The following is a 19,317-nucleotide window of genomic DNA, read 5'->3' as shown; positions in this document are numbered from 1 at the left end:
GAACGATGTTTTTGCAAATGTTGTTAGCACAGCTCAAACAGCATGATGAAGGACAGGGGTTGATCGAGTATGCTTTGATCGTACTCCTCATCGCTATTGTCGTGATCGTTGTCCTTACCGCAGTTGGTGGTGAAATCAACGGCGTATTCTCTGATATTTCCAACGAACTCAGTGGCGCCGGCACGTAATCACTAACAGCTTGTCAATTCTTTACGAAAAGCATATAAGGTCTCTGAAAAGAGACCTTATATGCTTTTCATGGTATGTTTGCGTTCTTTTGTCGGGGCTTCTTGTGCAAAATTTACATATTAATTTAGCATTAAAATTGGGTATTAGAGTTTACACCCTCTTTTTATTTTCCATTGACTCTATGCTATAATAATTATTGTCAATTCCGCTCAGTTCTGGGAGATAACTGTCTATGCGGACTTTAAAACATTTAAATTCATATTCCCTTCTCTTCATCGCCGCTATCATTTTTATCTTTTTATTTGGAGGGATCGTATTCCCGTCTGTTCAACCTCAGGTGGTTGAAGCGCAGACTGTTTCTACCTGTCTTAATCGGGTCAACATACCCACATCTGATCTGCACTGGGCTTATGTACCTGAGACTGCGGACCAGCTCTACACTGAAGAAAAATACTATTACTTGGCTGGACAGTTGATTGCCAACGGCGTTGTTGACGCAAGCACTTGTCCTTCTAATGGTTTGATGTCCACCGGTTATGCAAATGCCTGTGGTATGTCAGAGGCTTTGCCAACAGTCATTATTGTGCAGAATCTATTAAACGAACCTATTTTGCAGGCTTATGATGATGTGGGCGTTCCCCCAGTTATTTTAAAACTATTGATTGGTACAGAGAGCCAGTTCTGGCCATCATCGATCAACTCGATCCATTTTGGCTATGGACATCTGACCAATATGGGCATTCGGAATGCTGTCCAATGGAATTCCGACCTTTATAACCAGGTCTGTCCTTCCGGGACGGATTGTGTGGCAAGCTACAGCATTGCCGACCAGATCCTGGCTTCCCTGGTGGATACCTGCCCAACATGTGAATATGGCATTGATACTACCAAGGCCAGCCGGAGCGTCAATGTTTTGGCTGAATCACTGCTTGGTTATTGTTATCAAACGGAACAATTGATTTATAACGCAACCGGCTGGTATTCAGGTTATGCAGTGGATTATGCAACGATCTGGAAGCTGACATTAATGGATTACAACGCAGGTTCGCAGTGCGTTTATAACACACTTGAATCTACATTTGATTATACGCAGGGTCCAATGCGGTGGTCTGATATCTCTGCTCATGTATCCGGTGATCTCTGTATTCGTGGCTGGAATTATGCCAACACCATCACATCGAGGTATTTCGATTTTCCACCGACTGAGGACTAGCATCGATCTCCAGGGTTTTTGATAGAGCAATGCAGTATTAAAAGGAAGTTCGGTGAACGGACTTTCAGTTTTGGGTACCCGAGGGTTAAACTGCGTCAGAGTATAATTTTCATCACAAAGGATAAGCTTCTTGTGATGAAGGAAGAGAGCTTCCCCAATTGAAATATTCGCACTTTTATGTCCTGGGGGATCATTGCTAAGGTTAATGAGACTCCTTTGAAGAGGACGGATTAAGCGGATATGACAACTTGGGGGTGAGAATAAGGAAAGTATGTCTAGCGACCTGAATTTTAAACGGAGAAATAAACGTTCCAAAGGTCAATCCATGATCGAAATGGCGTTGTTATTGCCGCTATTATTGGTGTTGATCATTGGCGCTTTGGAGTTCGGACGCCTGTTCTTTACGCATATTGTGATCACGAATGCTGCCAGGGAAGGGGCGTTCTACCTTTCTACACATCCTGAAGATTATGATTCTGGCACAGGAAATGCACCTAAGGCAGTATTAGCAGCGCAAGCTGAGGCGGCAAATTCCGGGGTCTCGGATATTACCGTTACGATCACCCAGCATAACTGCTGTACCTTCGGCTTGTATAGTGTTGAGGTGACAGTTGAGACGGATGTGGATGACGTGCCAATATTAGGTTTTTTTGGTGACATTTTTAATGTCACCCTCCTAAGAGATGGCGCTTTTCATCTGACTGCGTCAGTGGAGATGATGGTTCAATGAAAATTTCGCATTCAAAGGCAGGCCAATCTCTGGTCGAATTTGCTCTACTTTTGCCCCTATTGATGTTGCTCATCATGGGCTTGTTTGATCTTGGCCGAGCCATATTTTATTACGCCGTACTCAACACCGCAGTTCGTGAAGGAACCCGTTATGCCATTGTGCAATCGGACTGTGACTATCGAGTTAACACCGGTTCATGTGATGGCGGTTATTGGGAAAGTTATCCCCTCAACTGCGCCGATGCCATTTCGGTGGGCAATGTCAACATTTGCAATGAGGTACGTTCAAAGTTGTTTGATGTCAATGAACTTTCAGACACCGTGATCACGATTAACCATCTAAATAACGCTGATGGTGAGCCGTTGATTGAAATAGAAATTGATTTTTTGTTTGAGCCATTGACGCCTGGAATAGCGTTATTTGGCGATTTAAATATGCACGTTCAATCACAGATGCTGCGGACCGCAGTCGCCATTCCATTTTAGGAGGGAATACAATGAAGAAGTTCCGCGTTAATGAAAAATTTGAAATAGGTCAGACTTTACCCTTCATTGTGTTGATGCTGTTTGTGATTATTGGGATGGTGGCATTGGTTTTGGATGGCGGATCTGTGATGGCGAACAGGCGTACGGCTCAGGTTGCCGCTGACTCCGGTGCGATGGCAGGCGCTAATCGGGCTTGTTATGGTTATTATGATGCTGAGGCAGTTGCAGAAGCCTATGCCACGAATAATGGTGCAACATCGACTTCTGTAACTGTCACAGGCTCAACCGTCAGTGTTGAGGCGACGGTAGAAAACCCTTCCTTTTTTGCTAAGATTTTTGGCCGAGAAACATTGACCGCTTTGGCAGATGCGACGGCAGGTTGCTATCCCCTTAAAGGCGCGGGTGCTGTTATGCCGGTGGCATGGAGTTGTCGACCTTCAGTAGGCGGTGCAGGGTTTGATGAGGGCAAAGATTGTCAGATCAATTCCTTGGATTGGGATGGCTTGCTTGAACCTCTGGTCAACGGAGAGGTGTCGTCCATCTCCATCCCAGGTAATGATGGGACTTTTAAGATGGATGGGGATGAGATCATAAATAGGGTTACCGGTGATCCACCCAGCCAAATCTATATCTTGATGGATGAGGAAAAAACTGTCGATGATGTAACCTGTATTGAAGATAATCCCACCTATCCTGGTGCACTTGTTTGTGACCATGATGGGGATGGACAAAGTGATTTCCGCTTTGGCGGGGCGCGGGGATGGCTCTATTTGGAGGACAAACTCAAACCTCAGGACGCTTTGTCGGATGGGTTTGATGGAACCCTTTCACCAGTTATCTGGCTGCCTTCTGATAACGGTAATATGACCGTGGCTTTTGAGGCTGCCAAAGATTATGTAGTCGGCACTGTTGTCCTGGTCCCTGTATACAATCAACTCTGTGAAGGGAAATATAATGCTGGCAACCAGACAATTGGCAGCTGTTCCACTGCCGGAGAAGATGTCAGTCCAGGCACAGGCGATCAAAAATACTACCGTGTCATCACCCTGGCCCCATTTTATGTGACTTGTGTTCATGCCGTACCTGGTGATCCCATATGTTCAGGATTGGCACTCGCCAAAGCATTAAACCCCAGTCTGAAAACAAATAAGGCCAGAACAATTGAAGGATTTTTCCTTGAAAATATCGATCTTGGTTTGGATATTGCGCTCGAATGTGATGTCAACCTCGGCAACTGCACAGTATCAATTATTCACTAGTATGGATGAAGTAATAATTCCAGATAAAACCAACTAATCTGGAGGCGGAGATGAAAGTGACAAATAAGGTACGAAAACTTGAGCACGGTCAGATGATGGTTTTGGTCGTCTTCATGATATTTGCCATTGCTGCGATGATTGTGCTGATTCTGGATGGGGGAGCTATCATGTCCAACCGGCGCACTGCACAGGCTGCAGCGGATGCAGGCGCGCTGGCTGGTGCGCAACGGGTTTGCTATGGATTTTCAGATGGTGAAGCTGTTGCGACCCATTATGCCATGGAAAAAAATGGAGCAACTTCTGTAAATGTTTCCATTGTTGATTCTGTTGTCTATGTTGAGGCTACAGTTCAAAGTGAGTCGTTTTTTGCGAAACTCTTTGGCATGGATACTTTGACAGCCACAGCCGATGCCTCCTCGGGATGCTTTGGCCCGATGGGGAAGTCCGTTATCCCCTTGGCCTGGAACTGTCGAGCGCCTTCTGTGGGCGGCGAGTTGCCAGATATGCCCTTCCCCGATGATTATGGCTGCCAGATGCAAACCATGGATTGGGATGAGCTCAAGACATTGGTCAATGGCGATGTCCCTAATCTAGATATCAGTGATTATGATGGTAATGTTGACTCCTATCATATGGATGGGACGAATGTTGTTAATGCATCCAATCAACCACCTGAGCAGATCTATATTATTTTCGATTCCGATAAGATTTGCATGGAGGACGACCCTTTACTTGGTGCGATTCAATGTGACCTTGATGGCGATGGTAAGAAGGACCTCCAGGTTGCTGGCGATCGGGGCTGGCTCTATCTGACGGCTGACACCTCCAACATCGGGGACTGGGTGGATGAGGGACCACACCCGAATATCACCATTGATTCGCATACCTGGCTTTCGGGCAAGAGTGGTGTTGTGGTTGCTGTACTTAATTTGATGGAAACCCACGGATTTGCAGGCGAGGTTGTACTGATCCCGGTTTATAACGTGATCTGTGATGAGAACCCTCAGATTCAGAGTCCTCAGACCTGTGTTAATGACGCTCATGCTTCACCCCCATGGCCAGCATACTCTGGAGTGGATGATTTTTCAGAGATGAAGAATTCCGGACCCTATTACCATATCCTGACATTTGAACCTTTCTATATCACTTGTGTGGCTAGTAACGGGGATTGCCCGGGCTATCGGTACGCTCAGACCCTACCGAATAATGTAGACCTCTCCGATAACGAACCTGTGATTGAGGGGTTTTTCCTCTCGGATGTTGGCGTTATACCGGATATTACCCAAGGCTGTGAAATTAACCTTGGCAATTGTACGATTTCATTAGGTAACTAGATATAGATCTTATACGATCATTGGAGGTTTCCTTTGTCAAACAAAGCTAAAGTATTCTTGATAGTTATTGCGGGGTTGATCCTCGTCGCTGTGGGTGTTTTTGCCAGTATATTATTGGTCCAACGTTACCAGGCAGCCCAAACCCCCGTTAATGTTGAGGAAGAGACAGTCAAAACCACTGTTGTCGTATTGACACGTGATCTTTCTCTTGGTGACCGAATTGAGACCGGCGATGTCGAACTGGCGAGTGTGCCAGTGGAAATCGCCCCCCGCGATGTGCTTTCCACACTGGATGCCGCTGTGGGCAAGATGGTCAAAACTGATATGATCCAGGGTGAGATGGTGCTCCTCCATAATTTAGCTGATCCGACCAACAACATCGGCGATATCAGCTTTATTTTAAGTGAGGATCATATCCTGATGGCCTTCCCAGCCAATGACTTGATGAGCCGCAACAGCATGGTCCAGCGGGGTGACATCGTTGATATCTTTGCCACCTTTGACGAAGAGGTTGAGACTGTTGGCGATACCCCCGCGGCGACTGATGAGGAAAATGAGCCTCAGACGAGGACATTCACGGTTGACACCATGCAACGGATCAGTGTTACGGCGCTTGTGGTAGATGTGATCGAAGCATCAAATACCAACACAGAAGAGAATATGTTGAACACCAATAATCAACAGTCGACGGCTGTGAAAGGGACGATTGAAGCCTATCTCTTCGCTTTATCCCCCCAGGACGCTCTGATTCTGAAGCACCTTAAAGATACAAATGCCATCTTCGATATTGTACTTCGTGCGCCCACATCAACCATGCAATTTGAACTGACACCCGTTACCGCTGAATACATTATTGAATTTTATGGTCTTGAGATCTTACCTTGATTGTATAAGGAACTCTAATAATGGCGAAAAACAACGAATCCGCAACAATACTCCTGGTTTCGAAGAATCCATCAGTCATTGAGGCAACCAGAACCACTCTGGCAGAACAAGATGAGTTGAAACTGCTTGAAAAGGAAATCACACAGGAGAACTTACTGAGTGTGATTTCACAATTGAAACCAGATGTTGTCCTCCTCGACTTTGGTTTTCAACATCATCCATTTTATTTGGTAGATAAACTTGCCTCTGATTTTCCTAAGAGCGCCGTAGTTGCGTTACTTTCAGAAGCGGAAATGGTTAATTTGGATCGGGTTGTTTTGTCAGGTGCCAGAGCATTTCTGCAGTACCCTTTCCAATCGGAAAAATTAGTGATCATCATCAAGCGAGTATTGGAACTTTTAGAACGCAATCAAACCACACCGACTGAAGGTACCCTTATGGAGAATATTATCAACGCGAAAAACACATATACTGTATTTAGTCCTAAAGGTGGGGCAGGAACAACAACAGTTGCCATTAACCTGGCAATCAGCCTGAATAAGGCGCTTAACGAGGACGTCTTATTGATTGATGGTAAGCATTTGTTTGGGCATGTCGCACTGTTCTTGAACCTGTTCACTGGCAACTCGATCACCGATTTGATTGCTCATGCCGGAAAGTTGGACCAGCAATTGATCAAACAAGTTGTGGAGCAGCATGCATCCGGTGTTTATGTGCTGCCCAGTCCAAATTCGATTTCTCAGGCCCAAGGGATCAAACCCGAGAACCTTTTCACTGTCGTTCAAAGCCTACAAGAAGTCTTCCCGAATATCATTATTGATGGCGGCAATTACTTGGATGAAAACACGGTCACTTACATGGATTCATCGGATAAGATCCTGCTCGTCCTGAATCCTGATCTTGCCTCCATGCGCGATGCCAGGCAATTCCTTGAAATTGCCTCAACGCTCTCTTATCCGAAAGAAAAGATGCTGTTCCTCCTCAATATGGTCGGCAGAAAAGCCGATGTGAAGAGCGATGAGATTGAGAGCATCTTGAAGATGAAGGTATTTGGCAAAATTCCTGCTGATGAAAATCTGGCACTCAGTTGTTTGAATGAGGGCGTTCCGATTGTGATGAAGAAGGGCCGCCATCCGATCAGTCGGGCCTATACCGATATTACGAAAGATTTGCTGAAGTTGATCCAGAGCCCTGAAGGTAAATAGTCAATAAGGATATTTCTTTATTTAGGTTCTGGAAGGAATAATAAGCGAGGATCTTTTGAGTCAGACATTAATCACCGGCATCCTAGTTGCGGTTTTTGGCGTTAGCTTTCTTGGGCTAATCGGGATCGCTGTTTGGCTATATCGAAACAGACTGTCGGCAAAGAAGCAAGGCCGGATCTCACAGTTTGTCACTCAGGAAGAAGAAGTTGAGGACCAGCGTAAGCCGTCCCGCAGGACTGTGCCTTTGCCTTCCGTGGAAGATATCAGCAATTTTCGGGAATGGATCAATTCATCTCTCTCGAATATATCTTCTGAAAAACTTCAAATAAAGATTTCCAGTGCGTATTGGGAGATCACGGATATTGAATACATCCTTATTCGTGTCTCGCTCACAATATTGACTTTCGCAGCTTCCTGGTTGATTTTTGGTTCAATGTTAGCAGGATTGTTTATTAGCGTGGTTGCGATTATGATTCCGCCGATCTTGTTAGATAGGGCGATCATCCGCAGGCAGAATAAATTCCAGGATCAGCTCCTGGATGTTCTGGTTCTGGTCAAGGGCGCGGTTCAATCCGGTTACAGCTTGATGCAGGCTCTCGACCTTGCGGTTAATGAGGTGCCTGCGCCGGCATCTGAGGAGTTCGGACGGGTGCTTCATGAGGTTCGCCTAGGTATTTCAACGGAGGATGCTCTGTTGAACCTTTCCGAGCGTATGGCAAGCGATGACCTGCAGATTGTTGTCACAGCGATCATCATCAACACGCAGGTGGGTGGCAATCTTTCAACCGTTCTTGAATCCACGATTGACACCATCCGTGACAGGATGCAGTTGTTTGCTGAAATTCGATCACTGACATCGTATTCGCGCTATGTTGGCAACTTTTTGTCATTAATGCCATTTATCACAGGTTTAGCGATTTTCATGTTGTCCCCCAGTTATTTTGACGCCGTGGCGACATCGATTATCACCCAAGGGATTTTCTTAGGTGCTCTGGTGTTGGTGATCATCGGCAATGTTTGGATCCGAAAACTCATTCAGATTAAAGTTTAAGGGTTATTTTCTATGGAAAATCTTCTGGATAGCGATTTATTATTTGTTGGCGTAGGGGTGGTGGTCGTCTTCCTTGGTTTGGGGACGATTATTTATGGTATCGTCTCCTGGCTTAAGTCGGGGAAGAAGGTCTCGAACCGGATCGAACAGTTCGTCAACGCTGAGCCAATTGTGTCGGAGGGCGGCCCAAAGCGCCCAATGATCGTCCAGCGTGAAATCAGTGGGTCGCTCTTCAATCGGACCATCGTCAATTGGTTTAAAAAGATCCTCCAGTTTCTGGGGCGATTTACGCCTGAAAAGCTGGTTGTTGATCTGGAACACAAATTGACGATTGCGGGGAATCCACGCAATATGCACGCGGGTGAATTTTATGCTATCCGTTTCCTGGCCTTTGTGGCTGGCATTGTGGTCGCATTCATTCTAAATCGCGATTTTAAGAATATTGACTTGAAGATGTTGGGCATAGGTGTAATTATCGTCCTACTCTGCTATATGTACCCAACGGTCTGGCTGAATGGCAAAGTCAGGGTCCGGCAGGATGAAATTCAGCGAGGGCTGCCGGATGCCTTGGATATGCTTTCAGTTTGCGCCAGCGCCGGTTTGGCGTTTGATCAATCCTTGTTGAAGATCAGTGGTTATTGGGATACCGATCTTGGGCATGAGATCAAACGGGTGACCAAAGAGATGGAAATGGGTATCTCCCGGGCGACCGCGCTGAGGAATATGAGCAACCGGTTGGATGTGGATGACCTTTCCCGTTTCGTCGCAATTATCATCCAGGCAGAAAAAGTCGGTATGAGCTATGCGGATGTTTTGCACAGTCAGGCTTTACAGATGCGTGTTCAGCGCCAGTTTAGGGCCAGAGAAATTGCAAATAAACTCCCAGGGAAGATGTTGTTCCCAATTGCTTTGTTAATCTTCCCGGCCATGCTTGCAGTCATTCTGGGCCCATCCATCCCAGCCATTATGGACCTCTTTAGCACTTTATAGATTGATTTATTAGGTAAGAGCGGAAGAAAATGGGATCACTACGACCGAATTTTGGAAGATCAAAAAATGAGGATTCCAAGTTTGAAGGAATAGACGAAAAGATCGTGATACCGATCGATCTTTCGAATGATCCTGAGTACATTAATATAATCAAGCTATTTCAAAACGGCGACTTCTCTGAATGCAATGAAGCCCTTGAAAAGATTGAAGAGCGTTATCCGGAACACCCGGCATTATTAAAGTTTAAAGAAAACCTCCAGATGAAGCTGATGATTAAGACAATGGAGGATAAAAATAAGAAGGTTGAAAAAAGAACAAAAGTCAAAAACTCCTTTGGCTTTATCATAATGATTGTTGCCGTCATTCTGATCGTCGCTACCGTTTTCTATTTTTCCTTTAAATATTTCAATAATCAGATCGCTGAGAAACAACGCATTCAACAATCCTATACGTTGGACAATATGGCCAATCAGGCGGAACAGCTCTTGCTGGTTGGCAATCCCCAGCCTGCTGCCGCCATTATCGATAATATTCGTGAAATCAATCCGGATTATGAACGGTTATCCAATTTGACAACGGAAGTCGAGCTGCTCTTGCGCATGGAGTCTAAATATCAGGAAGCCGAATCTCTTCTGGAGGCTGGCAATCTGGAAGATGCGTTAGTTTTGTTCTATGATATCCAGGTAGAAAGCCCTGGATTATGGGACGTATCCCAGCAGATTGAAGCCATCGAGACGGAAAATCAAATAGCCATTTTGTTGGCTGATGGCAATACAGCTTATGAGAACGAAGACTGGGATACCGTCATCGGTTCTTATGAAAGTGCACTCGCATTAGACTCTCAGCTGAATGATCCCCTGATCACAGAGCAGTTGCTTCAGGGCTATCTGAAAAAGATCATTAGTATGCTTGAGGATGATGGGGCTACCATTGAAGACATTGAGGCAGCGGAACAATATTATCGTAAAGCCGTTGCCCTGATTCCGCAGAGTAAGCAATATGCGAATGAGCGCGAAAACCTGCAGGAAGCCAGCAGCAACCTTCTGCAATTAAAATTTGTTCAGACGGCGAAGGAAATGCTTTCGGACAGCAATCAGACGATCACTTCGGTCAAGAAAGCAGTCACCTATCTATCCAAAGCCGCAAGTATTGACCCGAAGAATTCGGCGTTACAAAGAGACCTGAACAACGCTGAGTATTATCAAGTGGCGTTTCAGGATTTCCTGGATATGGATTGGGCGCCTGCGATTACAAATTTGACGAAGATCATGGAATCAGATCCCAACTTCGCTGGTGGAAACAGCGCTACCTTGCTTTATGAGGCGTATTCTGCCCTGGGCGAGCAGTATTACTCAGCAGGATTCTATTCCGATGCGCTCAACAATTTTGAGCAGGCGGAATTGGTAGCTTGGGACGATAGAGAAAATGATTTGAAGTTGTTCCAGATTCAGCTATATATCGGCGACACTTATGGGAAGCTTAGAGATTATGAGAATGCTGTGTCATATTATCTCTATGCTTTGAATTCGATTGAGATCACCTCCTATACTGAGCTGGGGTCCGTCAATAATTTGATGGCTCAGGCCAGTTACTGGGATGCAACCGGTGATTATGATTCGGCCTATTCAGCGCTGCAGGAAGTGCTTCAAGGAATCGGCGGCATATATATTAATACTGAAATTGAGATCAGCGATGGGGCTTGTTTGGCCTTCTTCGCAGATGACAACCTATCGACCATTGATGCTATTCTTGAGGCGAATAATTTGCCTAAGAGCACGGTGATCAATTTTGGGAGACAATTGATTGTTCCCAGCATTCAACAATAAAAAGGATTTATCTGTAGGACCTTGTAGGAGGGCTCATGTTTTCAAATCGACCAGCGATGAATAAGGAGAGTTCAACTCCCGTTCAACAAAGCCAAACCATTGCTTCAGAGCATCATAACGATTTTATTGCCATTCGGGATGCAGTCCAAAAGGAACTGCTTGAAAACAGCAAATCTGACTCGTCGGTCAATCCTGAAAAGCTGAAGGTATTGATTGAAGAAGTCTTCAATAAAGTTCTGGAAGAAGAGCATTTTCTTTATAACCATGACACCCGTAATCAGCTTTTGGAATTGGTTGTTGCGGATATTGTGGGGTATGGCCCAATTGAACCTTTGTTGAAAGATAACGACATTACAGAAATCATGGTCAATGGCTATGATAAGGTCTATGTTGAACGATTTGGTCTTATCAAACCGACTAATGTGAAGTTTGAAAGCGAAGGGCACCTGATGCGGGTCATTGACCGGATTGTATCGCCCATCGGCAGGCGTGTGGATGAATCCTCGCCAATGGTGGATGCCCGCTTGCCCAGTGGTTTCCGTGTGAACGCAACCATTCCACCGCTTTCACTGAACGGCGCTGTACTGACTATCCGTAAATTTGCCACCCGGCCGTTCCAAGTGCAGGACTTGATCTCGAATGGGACGTTGAACATCAGTTTGGCCAACTTCCTCAAGGCTTGCGTTGAGGCCAGGGTTAACATGGTGGTCTCCGGTGGTACCGGTACCGGTAAAACCACCTTCCTCAACGTGCTTTCCTCGTTCATCCCTGAGGGTGAACGGGTGATCACCATTGAGGATACAGCGGAGCTTCAGCTGCGCCAGTCGCATGTGGTCCGGCTTGAGAAACGCCCACCGAACATTGAAGGGAAAGGCGAAATTACCATTCGCCAATTGGTGATCAATGCCCTGCGTATGCGCCCTGACCGCATTGTCGTCGGTGAGTGCCGTGGTGGTGAAGCGGTTGACATGCTTCAGGCCATGAACACTGGTCATGACGGCTCTATGACCACCATCCACTCTAACGGTCCTCGGGATGCCTTACGACGTATTGAAACCATGGTGATGATGGCCGGGATGGATCTGCCCCTGCGGGCTATCCGTGAACAGGTGGCCTCCTCCATGGAATTGATTGTGCACCTTGAAAGAATGAAGGATGGTACCCGTAAGATCGTGAAGGTGGCTGAGGTGCAGGGCATGGAGAGTGACACGGTCGTTATGCAGGACCTCTATGCCTTTGAACATGCCGGCATCAAGAACGGTATGATCCAGGGCACGCATAAGCCCACAGGTTTGCGCCCAGGGTTCACCCCGAAACTGGTTGCCGCTGGGATTAGACTGCCTGATAGCGTGTTTGAACGGTAAGTAGCACCTAAGATGATAAACGCCCCCACAACGTGGGGGCGCTTTTGTCATTAATGGGAGAAGGATAAAAAGTTATGTTATCAGGGCCTGGCATAGTCAAGCGCACAATATGGCGTGTTGTTCAAGATTTTCTCGCGGCGGTGATCCATATACCTCTCGCACCAGGCATCCAGGTTGTTCATATCCATGCTCCGGTGGATGATGATGTAAAGGTCCATTTCCCGCAATTTGAGAAAAAGAGGGATTTGAAGTAACCAGCCTGGATCAAGTGTGAATTCCTGCCGGTAACCGCTCAGGAAGCTGCTTAGAAAGGTCTGGGCGGCTTCCAGTTCCTCCTGGCTCTGGCAGTCCATGGAAATGGCATAAAACAACGCCATCGCAATGTCATAGATATACCAGGCATATTGGCAATCATCAAAGTCGAATAGGGTGATTTGGCCTTTGTCCGTTATGAAGAAATTGCCACTGTGAAAATCGCTATGGCAGAGGCCAAAACCGCCATTGTCCCTTGGGAGGGCCAAGATTTTATCAATCGTCTCCCGATAGAGCGCTTTGATGACTTCGTCGCCCTTTGGGAGGGATTTTTCTGCCTCAGCAATCATCGCCTTAGAATCCACATCGAAGGTGTATCGCTTTGGGGTATTCTCGTCTGGCTGATAGGCTGCGCTGAATGTGTGAAGCCGGCCCAGAAAGGCGCCCATCCGCTTGAACAGCTCGGGGGTCCGGTCCTTGCGCTTGGGGGGATGACCTAGTGCTTTTGTGAATAAGGCTGTGATGAAATGTGACCCATCAGCGGCCGGAATAGCACTGACCAATGTGCCCTCACGCGTCGGGTGGACGGCGGGGACCGACAACCCGCATAGTGAAAGGTAATTCAGAAAATTCGCTTCGGCATAAACCAGGTCAGCACCGCGTCGATGGTCGTGACCAATACGGAGGATATATTCCTCGTCGCCCATTGTGACCTGGTAGATGAAGCTCTCAAAGCCGTCCAGAATCTCAGCCTCTGCGGGTTTTATGCCGTAGGCAGCCAAGGCTTGTGCCAATAGTTCGTCAGTGAAAAGTTTTCGAATGCTTTTATCCATTTGAGTTGGGTCCGAAATTCCTGTTAGAAGGTTTATGGTTGATGAGGATGGGTTGATTATAAATCACATATTATGAGGATAACATTTACCATATGATGGAGGTTGTGTTATATTTTATAGGTTGGGCCTTTTTACCAAAAAGGATAGAATAATTTAAACGGCCCTGGAAAGTTATATGAAGATTATTTTAGATTATTACCCATTAATCATTTATGCTCTACTTTTTGCGGGACTCAAGATCAGTGAACGAGCTGTCCTGCGGCGTCCCGGAAACAACATTCGTAAAGGTTGGGGGGATTGGACTGTGTGGCTGATCCTGGCCCCGATGTGGCTGGTGCTGGTTGGACCCGTGGCTGAGTTTATTTTCCTTCACACCCAACCTTCCATCTGGGAGATGGTTTCTGGTGGAGCGCTATTTGCTGGGGCGGTGTTTTTCTCTGTCAAAGGATATTTGAACCTGGAAGAGGGCTTCAGCCAGGCCATAGAACGCGACGATACCCAGCTGGTGATTACCGGCCTCTATAAGACTATTCGGCATCCCGTTTCCCTGGGAAATATTCTTTTCCTGGTTGCCTGTCCGCTTTTTTTGGCGGCTGGGCCATCTTGGATTCCTGCTCTGGTGGGTGTTCTGGGCGTCATGCTGCGCATCTCAATTGAAGAGTCTTTCATGCAACGCCATGTTCCCGACTATGCGGCCTATAAGGAACGCACCTGGGCGCTGATTCCGTTTATCTATTAGTTGATATACTCGATATTCTTACCAAAAATAAAAGCCCCATCCGAACTTCGGATGGGGCTTATGTATTATCCATGTGTAGGCCCTCAGGGAGGGCCGGAGAGGGCCGTAACCAGATAATTAGTCGTAATTACCAATTTAGTGGTTGCTATGGTCTTTTGGTAGCTTGGGGAGCAGCCAGGAAAGGAATGCGTCCGTTGAGCGGGTCTGCAGCAGGACTTTTCCGGGGCCAGTCAGATCCACCACCAAGCCCTCACCACTGAAGAGGGTGGACTTGATGCCACCAACGGCCCGGACATTGAAGCCCATGTTATGGCTAAAAGCGACCAAATGGCCGGTATCAACGGTGTAACGTTGGCCGGCAGCCAGGTCCAACTCGTGGATGGCGCCATAGGAGGAAAGGACGGCTTTACCCGTGCCGGAGACCTGCAGCATAATCAGCCCTTCGGAGGCAAAGAAGGTTTTCGCGCCGCCCCATTTGGTGTCAACAGTGACGCCGTTTTCCGAGGCCACATATGAGCCGGATTGCACGACCATGGCATCATTGTTTAATTGAACGATGTGCATATCGCCCGGTAATGCGGGGGCAACCGTGATCTCTCCGCCTTTTGGGCCGGCGCGGAAGGTGTTCTGAAAAAAGGATTCGCCGCCCAGCATCGCCCGGCCCAGTGATTTGAGCAGGCCACCGCGCGCCTTGGTTTCGATGGCAACATCCGGGGACATGCTGACCATTGAGCCGCCTTCCACCTGGATTTCTTCACTTGGTCCGAGGGTAACGATCCCCAGGGTGTAGGAGGGTTGATATTTGAGTTCGATATTCATTGCTACTCCTTTAAATTTTGGATTGACAAACTTTGATTAGGGTTGAGTAAGTCAAAGTTGCTTTCTCGCTGGATTGGTTAAGGGGTGGTTGAAAGTACCCGTAGAAGCACTCGCCTTTGGTGGGCTGAATTCCGATGTTCAGCCAGGTAGATGCCTTGCCAGGTTCCTAAACTGAGGATTCCATTATCCACTGGTATTTCAAGGCTGATGTTGGTGACCATGGTGCGTAGATGGGCGGGGGTATCATCTTTGCCTTCCAGGGTGTGAGCGTACCAGAGTTCCCCTTCCGGTGCGATATGCTCTAAAAAGTTCTCCATATCGGTTTGGGCGGACGGGGCATAATTTTCGTTTATAACCAGAGACGCACTGGTATGCTGAACAAAGAGGAAAGCCATTCCCTCTTCGATTTCCCACTGGCGGAGCTGGCTATTGATTGCGTCTGTAAAATTGTAGAAGCCTTTGCCAGATGTTTTGATAAACAATATTGATTTGAACCACTGCATACGAATAATCCTTTATCTTAAACACTATTATACATTTTTCAAGGCATTAAATCGATTATATGTCAATAAAAATTTTTGATTAAGGTGCTGTTTATACGGTTTACTTGTCTTGAATAAGTAGAGTTATTCACAAAATGTGTTTTGTCTGATAAGATTAACAAATATTGATTTGGAATGAATACATGGAGTGATTGCCATTCATTATCAATTGTTGGATGAAAATGACTTCTGTTTATCGGTGCGGCAACAGGGAAGAAGAGCAGAAGGCGGCTGTGGATAGTAAATACCCGATCACGAGGACAAAATTAATTATTCCGCGTCGGCGTGACGAAATCGTCACACGTCAGCGACTGTTATCGATTTTAAATGACCTGCTTGACCTCAAACTGATCATTATTGCTGCGCCCGCTGGCTATGGCAAGACCTCCCTACTGATTGATTTTGCCACCCATACCGAATGGCCCATTAGTTGGTTAACGCTTGATCCGCTGGATCAGGACCCCTTCCGATTTATTTCGCATTTTATCGCCGCCATTCAGGCTCGTTTCCCGGAATTTGGCAAAAACTCCCTCTCTGTACTGAATAGTATCCCCCAATCTCAATTGGATATCCCTGCAATCGTCTCAACGATTGCCAATGATATCTACGAGCACATCACAGAGCACTTCATCTTCATGCTGGATGACTATCAGCTTGTTGAAGATGGGGAGTTGGTGAATCAATTTATCAACAGCTTCCTCCAGGCAGCGGATGAAAACGTCCACCTGATGGTTTCATCACGGCGGTTGCTGACCCTTTCGGATATGCCCTTGTTGGTGGCCCGAAATCAGGTCGGTGGTCTGTCATTTGAGGAAATATCATTCACTTCGCAAGAAATTCAGGAACTGCTCCTGAAAAATTATCACATTACCATTACCGATAAATCCGCTGAAGAGATCACCCAGCAGACGGAAGGGTGGATCACGGGGTTATTGCTCTCCACGCAGCTCTTGGAAGATGAAATTGGAGAGCGGATTAGGACGGCCAGAGTTTCGGGTGTGAACCTGTATGACTATATGGCCCAACAGGTCTTTGAGCAGCAGCCGGAAGATATCAAGCTTTTCCTGCTGCGAACATCCATTCTTGAGGAATATGATGTCCAGCGTTGTAAGCGGGTGATTGGAAAGGCATTGAAAATCACCGAATCCTGGCAGTCGTCAATTGACCAGGTGATGATTCGGAACCTCTTTGTGCTGCCGGTGGGGGATTCGGATGACCTGTGGCTGCGATATCATCATCTCTTCCGGGATTTCCTTCAAGTCAGGATGCGCAAAGAGCGCCCCGAAGAGACAGTCTTGATCACAATTGCTTTAGCGGATGATTTCGCAGAACACCAGGACTGGGAACAGGCTTTTATTCTGTATAAGCAGGTTCGCGCGGTTGATAAGATGCTCAGCCTGGTGGAAAAAGCCGGCCCTGCGATGGTCACAGGCGGTAAGCTGCTGACCTTGAAGGAGTGGATGGCAGCTCTGCCACCGGATATCGCTACTTCGCGTCCTTCGTTACTGTCTTTGCAGGCGGCGATTTTGGTCAATGGCGGCGAAGTGGATCAGGGCATTCAGCTTTTTACCAAGGTCATTGATCGCCTTCTGGAAGATAATGACCCGGCGAATATCGAGGTATTGGCTCTGAGCCTGATCCGCAGAGCGGTGGCCATGCAGATTCAAGGCGACCTTCAAAAATCGCTGGCGGACAATAGAAACGCTATTGAGATTCTGGACGCATTCCCGGAATATGGCCTGATCAAGGCTGAAGCCCTCCGCAACATTGGGGTGACGCTCTACTATAAGGGTGAAGTTAAGGAAGCGATCAATATCCTTAAGGAATCCCTCCGACTGTTTGAGAGTTATGACGACCATCAGAACGTCCCGAAGGTTTTGTTCAACATCGGTCTGATGCACAAGGTCTTGGGTGACTACGTCCGGGCTGAAATGATGTATCAGGAGGCGCTGGATATTTGGAGTACAGGCGGCAACATGTCCTGGACTGCAGAGTTATTAAATAACTTGGGTGTTCTTCAACAACTACGCGGTGATTTCGAAAAAGCTGCAGCGAATTTTGAAAAAGCAATTGAATATTCCAAAATTAGCAATTCTCCAAGAACTGAAACTCTGAGTTTGACAAGCTTGGGTGACCTTTATAAAGATTTAGATGCGTATGAAGAATCATTAGATGTCTATAGACAAGCTGAGACTATTGCAAAGCGGACCAATGATTACTTTATGCTCTTCTATCTGACGTTGGCTGAAGGAATCCTCAACCGGATTTCAGGCACATTTCCCAAGGCGGAAGTGGTCTTTGCGAATGCCAAAGAAAAGGCGCTTGAAAGTCAATCATCGTATAACCTGAACCTGTTGGAACTGGAGCTGGCGATTTATCACCTTCGCCAGGACCAGTATGCACTTGGTCTGTCTTCTGCTAAGAAAGCTTATGATTATTTTGAGGCGGAGGGCAACCAGAGTGAGGCCTTGCGGGCAGCATTCAGCTGTTCACTGGGGCTTGCTGCCCAGGAGGACAAAGATGAGGCCCTGGTCTATCTGGAAAAGGTACTGCCTGCTCTGTTGGAAAACAACTATGCCACGCCTCTGATCATTCAGGCTCGTGAATTCAAGGACCTCCTGACCGCCGTGAAAGGCAAGCATGAGGTCAAACGCCAATACGCCAGGATCCTGGAACGGGTGGATTCGTTTGAGGAGAAACTCCCCGTCACCAGGCGCAAGATCCGCCGACAGGCAACCATCATGCCCTTCGCTCCACCGAAGATGATCATTCAAAGCTTCGGGAAAGCTCAGGTGCATATCAACAGCCGCTTGGTGAGCAGCAGCGATTGGCAGACTCAGACCTCCCGAGATATGTTCTTTCTGTTCCTGGCCCACCCGGAAGGGCTGACCAAAGAGCAGGTGGGGTTGTATTTCTGGCCTGATGCGACGCCTGACGAATTGAAGCTGCGTTTCAAGAATACGCTCTATCGGCTCCGGCGCGCCGTGGGTCGCCAAAGCGTTTTATTGCAGGATGACTATTACCAGTTCAACTGGTCATTGGATTATGAATATGACGTGGAATCCTTCACCAGCGCAGTTGATCGTGCCCAAAAGGCGAAGGATCCGCGGGATAAGATCAATTATTTAAAGACTGCGGTGGAAAGCTATAAAGGGGATTACCTTTCCGAGATCGAGGAAATTTGGGCGATCACCGACCGACAGCGTTATTACCAGATGTATCTGGATGTGCTGATGCGGCTGGCCAATATGTATATGGAGCGTAAGTCATATAAGACCGCGTTGCGGTATTGCTATCAGGCGCTCACTGAAGATGCCTGCCTAGAAGATGCCCATCGCTTAGCCATGCGGATCCATGCTGCAACTGGAAATCGGGCCGCAATCGTCCGCCAATATGAGCGCTGCCGGGTCGCTTTGGTCAAAGAAATCAACGCGCCGCCCTCCCGTCAGACCCGTGAACTCTATGAAACACTGATCCAAAAGTAGCGAAGTATAACAATTCGGCACTGAAATTGCACACCGGATAGGTATCTATCCGGTGTTTTTTGCGTCTAACAGGCACTTGATAGGTTGGTGCAGGATTAAAGTATATCAATCCTGTT

The 19,317-nt window shown here is 47.0% G+C and carries 17 protein-coding genes; 14 read left to right on the top strand and 3 right to left on the bottom strand.

Translation table 11 applies throughout. The annotated features are described in order from the left end of the window. Positions 1 to 17 precede the first annotated feature (17 nt). The 12 genes from JR338_08085 to JR338_08030 all read left to right on the top strand — a co-directional run bounded on the left by JR338_08085 (position 18) and on the right by JR338_08030 (position 12,531). On the top strand, positions 18 to 188 hold the full coding sequence (locus JR338_08085) for a Flp family type IVb pilin (protein ID QRN84388.1): 171 nt from the start codon (positions 18 to 20) through the stop codon (positions 186 to 188). Positions 189 to 421: 233 nt separating this feature from the next. Next, positions 422 to 1,402, top strand: a complete 981-nt coding sequence (locus tag JR338_08080; protein ID QRN82392.1) for a hypothetical protein — start codon at positions 422 to 424, stop codon at positions 1,400 to 1,402. A gap of 271 nt (positions 1,403 to 1,673) precedes the next feature. Continuing rightward, positions 1,674 to 2,132, top strand: coding sequence for a pilus assembly protein (locus JR338_08075; GenBank protein QRN82391.1), 459 nt, complete (start codon positions 1,674 to 1,676; stop codon positions 2,130 to 2,132). Further along, positions 2,129 to 2,617 (top strand): pilus assembly protein, encoded by a 489-nt coding sequence (locus JR338_08070; GenBank protein QRN82390.1) that lies wholly within the window; start codon positions 2,129 to 2,131, stop codon positions 2,615 to 2,617. Before JR338_08075 ends, JR338_08070 begins: the two co-directional genes overlap by 4 nt. 11 nt (positions 2,618 to 2,628) lie before the next feature. Continuing rightward, on the top strand, positions 2,629 to 3,876 hold the full coding sequence (locus tag JR338_08065) for a flp pilus-assembly TadE/G-like family protein (GenBank protein ID QRN82389.1): 1,248 nt from the start codon (positions 2,629 to 2,631) through the stop codon (positions 3,874 to 3,876). Positions 3,877 to 3,926: 50 nt separating this feature from the next. Next, complete coding sequence (locus JR338_08060) at positions 3,927 to 5,210, top strand: hypothetical protein (protein QRN82388.1); 1,284 nt, start codon at positions 3,927 to 3,929, stop codon at positions 5,208 to 5,210. 33 nt (positions 5,211 to 5,243) lie between these two features. Further along, positions 5,244 to 6,095, top strand: coding sequence for a flagella basal body P-ring formation protein FlgA (locus tag JR338_08055; protein QRN82387.1), 852 nt, complete (start codon positions 5,244 to 5,246; stop codon positions 6,093 to 6,095). Between the two features lie 20 nt (positions 6,096 to 6,115). Continuing rightward, positions 6,116 to 7,300 (top strand): AAA family ATPase, encoded by a 1,185-nt coding sequence (locus JR338_08050; protein QRN82386.1) that lies wholly within the window; start codon positions 6,116 to 6,118, stop codon positions 7,298 to 7,300. Between the two features lie 55 nt (positions 7,301 to 7,355). Continuing rightward, positions 7,356 to 8,351: a type II secretion system F family protein gene (locus JR338_08045; protein ID QRN82385.1), complete on the top strand. Its 996-nt coding sequence runs from the start codon at positions 7,356 to 7,358 to the stop codon at positions 8,349 to 8,351. 12 nt (positions 8,352 to 8,363) lie between these two features. Further along, a complete protein-coding gene (locus JR338_08040; protein QRN82384.1) occupies positions 8,364 to 9,341 on the top strand; it encodes a type II secretion system F family protein in 978 nt (325 codons plus the stop codon). A gap of 269 nt (positions 9,342 to 9,610) precedes the next feature. Then, positions 9,611 to 11,167 (top strand): tetratricopeptide repeat protein, encoded by a 1,557-nt coding sequence (locus JR338_08035; GenBank protein ID QRN82383.1) that lies wholly within the window; start codon positions 9,611 to 9,613, stop codon positions 11,165 to 11,167. A gap of 35 nt (positions 11,168 to 11,202) precedes the next feature. Continuing rightward, complete coding sequence (locus JR338_08030) at positions 11,203 to 12,531, top strand: CpaF family protein (protein ID QRN82382.1); 1,329 nt, start codon at positions 11,203 to 11,205, stop codon at positions 12,529 to 12,531. 80 nt (positions 12,532 to 12,611) lie between these two features. Here the strand turns inward: JR338_08030 and JR338_08025 are convergent, their stop codons facing one another. After that, positions 12,612 to 13,616: a phosphotransferase gene (locus tag JR338_08025; protein QRN82381.1), complete on the bottom strand. Its 1,005-nt coding sequence runs from the start codon at positions 13,614 to 13,616 to the stop codon at positions 12,612 to 12,614. Positions 13,617 to 13,791: 175 nt separating this feature from the next. Here JR338_08025 and JR338_08020 point away from each other — a divergent pair, with 175 nt between their 5' ends. Continuing rightward, positions 13,792 to 14,355: an isoprenylcysteine carboxylmethyltransferase family protein gene (locus JR338_08020; protein ID QRN82380.1), complete on the top strand. Its 564-nt coding sequence runs from the start codon at positions 13,792 to 13,794 to the stop codon at positions 14,353 to 14,355. 135 nt (positions 14,356 to 14,490) lie between these two features. Here JR338_08020 and JR338_08015 read toward each other — a convergent pair whose 3' ends face one another. Together JR338_08015 and JR338_08010 are read right to left on the bottom strand one after the other, a co-directional pair. Next, positions 14,491 to 15,174: a TIGR00266 family protein gene (locus JR338_08015; GenBank protein QRN82379.1), complete on the bottom strand. Its 684-nt coding sequence runs from the start codon at positions 15,172 to 15,174 to the stop codon at positions 14,491 to 14,493. 77 nt (positions 15,175 to 15,251) lie between these two features. After that, complete coding sequence (locus JR338_08010; GenBank protein ID QRN82378.1) at positions 15,252 to 15,677, bottom strand: YjbQ family protein; 426 nt, start codon at positions 15,675 to 15,677, stop codon at positions 15,252 to 15,254. A 221-nt stretch (positions 15,678 to 15,898) separates the two neighbouring features. Between JR338_08010 and JR338_08005 the strand changes: the two genes are divergently transcribed. Further along, positions 15,899 to 19,201, top strand: a complete 3,303-nt coding sequence (locus tag JR338_08005; GenBank protein ID QRN82377.1) for a tetratricopeptide repeat protein — start codon at positions 15,899 to 15,901, stop codon at positions 19,199 to 19,201. Positions 19,202 to 19,317: the final 116 nt, after the last annotated feature.

Source organism: Chloroflexota bacterium (assembly GCA_016887485.1).
GTDB lineage: Bacteria > Chloroflexota > Anaerolineae > Anaerolineales > Anaerolineaceae > Brevifilum.
Note: the sequence above shows the minus strand (reverse complement) of the source record. Positions and strands in the feature narration are given on the sequence as shown.

Coding starts and splice junctions, on each gene's coding strand:
- JR338_08085 (QRN84388.1), top strand. CDS start 18: ATGTTGTTAGCACAGCTCAAACAGCATGATGAAGGACAGGGGTTGATC.
- JR338_08080 (QRN82392.1), top strand. CDS start 422: ATGCGGACTTTAAAACATTTAAATTCATATTCCCTTCTCTTCATCGCC.
- JR338_08075 (QRN82391.1), top strand. CDS start 1,674: ATGTCTAGCGACCTGAATTTTAAACGGAGAAATAAACGTTCCAAAGGT.
- JR338_08070 (QRN82390.1), top strand. CDS start 2,129: ATGAAAATTTCGCATTCAAAGGCAGGCCAATCTCTGGTCGAATTTGCT.
- JR338_08065 (QRN82389.1), top strand. CDS start 2,629: ATGAAGAAGTTCCGCGTTAATGAAAAATTTGAAATAGGTCAGACTTTA.
- JR338_08060 (QRN82388.1), top strand. CDS start 3,927: ATGAAAGTGACAAATAAGGTACGAAAACTTGAGCACGGTCAGATGATG.
- JR338_08050 (QRN82386.1), top strand. CDS start 6,116: ATGGCGAAAAACAACGAATCCGCAACAATACTCCTGGTTTCGAAGAAT.
- JR338_08040 (QRN82384.1), top strand. CDS start 8,364: ATGGAAAATCTTCTGGATAGCGATTTATTATTTGTTGGCGTAGGGGTG.
- JR338_08035 (QRN82383.1), top strand. CDS start 9,611: ATGATTAAGACAATGGAGGATAAAAATAAGAAGGTTGAAAAAAGAACA.
- JR338_08030 (QRN82382.1), top strand. CDS start 11,203: ATGTTTTCAAATCGACCAGCGATGAATAAGGAGAGTTCAACTCCCGTT.
- JR338_08025 (QRN82381.1), bottom strand. CDS start 13,616: ATGGATAAAAGCATTCGAAAACTTTTCACTGACGAACTATTGGCACAA.
- JR338_08020 (QRN82380.1), top strand. CDS start 13,792: ATGAAGATTATTTTAGATTATTACCCATTAATCATTTATGCTCTACTT.
- JR338_08015 (QRN82379.1), bottom strand. CDS start 15,174: ATGAATATCGAACTCAAATATCAACCCTCCTACACCCTGGGGATCGTT.
- JR338_08010 (QRN82378.1), bottom strand. CDS start 15,677: ATGCAGTGGTTCAAATCAATATTGTTTATCAAAACATCTGGCAAAGGC.
- JR338_08005 (QRN82377.1), top strand. CDS start 15,899: ATGACTTCTGTTTATCGGTGCGGCAACAGGGAAGAAGAGCAGAAGGCG.